The 3,472-nt window shown below is 68.9% G+C and carries 5 protein-coding genes; all 5 read right to left on the bottom strand.

From position 1 onward, the window contains the following. Positions 1–69: 69 nt before the first annotated feature. On the bottom strand, positions 70–969 hold the full coding sequence (locus NQ160_RS17750) for a glutamate ABC transporter substrate-binding protein (RefSeq protein ID WP_257516465.1): 900 nt from the start codon (positions 967–969) through the stop codon (positions 70–72). Between the two features lie 58 nt (positions 970–1,027). Then, positions 1,028–1,747 carry an amino acid ABC transporter ATP-binding protein gene (locus NQ160_RS17745; protein ID WP_257516466.1) on the bottom strand — a complete coding sequence of 240 codons (720 nt, stop codon included), beginning with the start codon at positions 1,745–1,747 and terminating at the stop codon, positions 1,028–1,030. A gap of 205 nt (positions 1,748–1,952) precedes the next feature. After that, positions 1,953–2,753: a TrmH family RNA methyltransferase gene (locus NQ160_RS17740; protein WP_257516464.1), complete on the bottom strand. Its 801-nt coding sequence runs from the start codon at positions 2,751–2,753 to the stop codon at positions 1,953–1,955. Positions 2,754–2,896: 143 nt separating this feature from the next. Continuing rightward, complete coding sequence (rplT, locus tag NQ160_RS17735) at positions 2,897–3,277, bottom strand: 50S ribosomal protein L20 (protein WP_257516416.1); 381 nt, start codon at positions 3,275–3,277, stop codon at positions 2,897–2,899. A 30-nt stretch (positions 3,278–3,307) separates the two neighbouring features. Further along, positions 3,308–3,472, bottom strand: a 165-nt coding sequence (rpmI, locus tag NQ160_RS17730) for a 50S ribosomal protein L35 (RefSeq protein WP_257516417.1), incomplete at its 5' end; no start/stop codon positions are given.

Here is a 3,472-nt window from a genome sequence, read left to right as displayed (position 1 = left end):
CTCCTCCCCCGCCCGGGCGCCGACGGGCCCGGGGGCGGGGGCCCCCCCGCGCCCCCCCCGACCTCAGGGTCAGTCGACGGCCGGCTGCTCGCCGTCGATGCCGGCGGGAGCGAGGTGCTCCTCGAACAGTGCGGTCCACACGTCGCCGCCGTCGGTGAAGAGGGAGTTGATGTGGTCGAGCAGAACGGTGTCGCCCTTCTCCAGGCCCACGCCGTAGCGCTCCTCGCTGAAGGGCTCGCCGGCGATCTTCAGCTCGTCGGGCTGCTGCGCCACGTAGCCGGCGAGGATCGCCTCGTCGGTGGTGATGGCGTCGACCGAGCCGGACAGCAGCTGCTCGATGCACTGCGAGTAGGTGTCGTACTCGACGGTGTCACCCGGGCTGTACTCCTCGCGGATGCGCTGCAGCGGCGTCGAGCCGGTCACCGAGCAGACGATCTTGCCGGCGAGGTCGTCCGGTCCGGTGATGTCGTCGTTGTCAGCGGCGACGAGCAGGCCCTGGCCGGTGAGGAAGTACGGACCGGCGAAGTCGATCTGCTCCTTGCGCTTGTCGGTGATCGAGTAGGTGCCGACGTAGTAGTCGATGTCGCCGTTTACGATCGCCTGCTCCCGGTTGGCGGAGGGGATCGTCTCGTAGGTGATCTGATCCTCGTCGAAGCCCAGCGACGCCGCGATCCAGCGCGCGATGTCGATGTCGAAGCCGGTGCGCTCGTTGGTCGCCGCGTCCTGGTAGCCGAGGCCGGGCTGGTCGTTCTTCACGCCGATGATCACGCCGTCACGCTCGACCATGCGGTCGTACGTCGGGCTGCCTTCCAGCGAGACGTCGGTGGCGACCTCCCACAGCGCGTCGCCCTGGGCCTCGCCGCTGGCGTCGCCGCCCGGGTTGTCGGGCGTGCCGCTGTTGCAGCCGGTCAGTGCCAGTGCTGCGATCGCGATGCCGGCGAATGCGCCGACGATGCGGTTGTTGCGCATGTGTCCTCCTGGTGTCGATGTCTCTCGGGCGGCCGCGCCGGTGCAGGGCGCGGAGGTCTCAGTGGGTGATGAGCTTGGAGAGGAAGTCCTTCGCCCGCTCGCTCTTCGGTGCGGTGAAGAACACGTCTGGCGTCGCCTCTTCGACGATCAGGCCATCGGCCATGAACACGACGCGGTCGGCCGCCTTGCGAGCGAAGCCCATCTCGTGGGTGACCACGATCATGGTCATGCCGTCGTGGGCGAGCCCGACCATCACGTCGAGCACCTCGTTGATCATCTCCGGGTCCAGCGCACTGGTGGGCTCGTCGAACAGCATGACCTTCGGCTTCATCGCCAGCGCGCGGGCGATCGCGACGCGCTGCTGCTGACCGCCGGAGAGCTGCGCGGGAAGCTTGGACGCCTGCTGTGCCACGCCCACGCGCTCCAGCAGGATGCGCGCCTCCGCCTCGGCATCCGCCTTCTTCATGCCTTTGACCTTGATGGGTCCGAGCGTCACGTTGTCGAGGATCGACAGGTGCGAGAAGAGGTTGAAGGACTGGAAGACCATCCCCACATCCGCCCGCAGCGCCGCGAGGGCCTTGCCCTCTTTCGGCAGCTCCTTGCCGTCGATCGTGATGGTTCCGCTCGTGATGGTCTCGAGGCGGTTGATGGTGCGGCAGAGCGTGGACTTGCCCGAGCCGGACGGCCCGATGACCACCACGACCTCACCGCGGTTGACGGTGAGGTTGATGTCCTGCAGCGCCTGGAAGTCGCCGTAGTGCTTCTGCACGTCGGTCATCACCACGAGGGGCTGTCCGCGTCGGACGTCGATGTTCGAAGTGCGCGGGGCAGCCTGCGAGTCTGGAGTCGCCATGGAGGACACTTTATTCCCGCGCTGAGACACGCCACGGCAGGTTGCGCCGACCTTTACCGTTCCGAAACATAACCGACGCGCGCGGACGGCCGTTCTTCGGGTGCCGCTGACGGGAGTCGCGCCGCCGCGATCAGGCGTCGGCGCGCTGCGCGAAGGCCGACTCGTAGAGGCACACGCTGGCCGCCGTGGCGAGGTTCAGCGACTCGGCGCTGCCGTAGATCGGCAGACGCAGAGCAAGGTCGGCGTGCGCCCGCGCCTCGTCGTCCAGCCCCCGCGCCTCGTTGCCGAACAGCCACGCGGTGGGGCGGGAGAGCTCCGCACGGTGAGCGAGGAAGTCCTCGCCGCCGACGTCGGCCGCGACCACCTGCAGACCGGCGGCTCGCGCGCGCGCCGCCGTGGTCTCGAGGTCCGCGCCCACGGCGACGGGCACGTGGAAGAGCGAGCCGGTCGTCGCGCGGACGACCTTCGGGTTGTACAGGTCCACCGTGCGGCCGGTGAGGATCACGGCATCGGCCCCCGCGGCATCCGCTGCCCTGATGATGGTGCCGAGGTTTCCGGGGTCCCGCACCTCTTCGCAGATCGCGATCAGGCGCGGACCGGCGGCGAAGACGTCCTTGATGGAGGTGGGCGACTGGCGCGCGACGGCCACGATCCCCTGCGGGGTGACGGTGTCGGCCATCGCCTCGATGACGGCCTCGGTGGTGAAGACCACGTCGACGCCGGCATCCTGCGCCGCGTCGCGCACGTCGGCATGGCGCTCCAGCGCGCTCGGCGTCGCGAACAGCTCCACCAGCGTGTCGGGCCGGTGGGCGAGGGCTTCACGGGCTGCCTGCGGGCCCTCGAGCAGGAACAGTCCTGTCTCCTGACGGGCGCTGCGCTTGGTCAGCTTGGCGACGGCACGCACACGAGGCGAGCGCGGATTCTCGAGCACGCTCCCATCCTAGGCCGCGCATGTGCGGAGATCGGATGCCGGGCAGGCGCACGGAGCGGCATCCGGATACGCCGAAGGGGCGCCCTCCGTGGAGGACGCCCCTTCGATCCGGTAGCGCGAGCGCCGCCGGCGGGAGTGCGAGGTCAGGCCTTGGGGGCGTTGACGTCGGAGGGCAGCGCGGCCTTGGCCGTCTGCACGAGCGAGGCGAACGTGGCCGGCTCGTTCACGGCGAGCTCGGCGAGCATGCGGCGGTCGACCTGCACGCCGGCCAGGCCCAGGCCCTGGATGAAGCGGTTGTACGTGATGCCGTTCTGACGGGCAGCGGCGTTAATGCGCTGGATCCACAGGCGACGGAAGTCACCCTTGCGCTTGCGACGGTCACGGTACGCGTAGACCAGCGAGTGGGTGACCTGCTCCTTCGCCTTGCGGTACAGGCGCGAACGCTGACCCCGGTAACCGGAGGCGCGCTCGAGGATGACGCGGCGCTTCTTGTGGGCGTTTACAGCCCGCTTGACTCTTGCCATTTTCTTCTACTTCCTAACGTGCGGGGGAGCTCAGAGACCGAGCAGCTTCTTGGCGACCTTCGCGTCACCCGGGGCGAGCACCTGCTCCTGGTTCAGGCGACGGGTGCGACGGCTCGCCTTGCCCTCGAGGTTGTGGCGCATGCCGGCCTGCTGCTTCATGAGCTTGCCGCTTCCGGTGACCTTGAAGCGCTTCTT

It is taken from the genome of Microbacterium sp. zg.Y909, from assembly GCF_024626565.1.
This window is presented reverse-complemented; position numbering and strand designations above follow the sequence as displayed.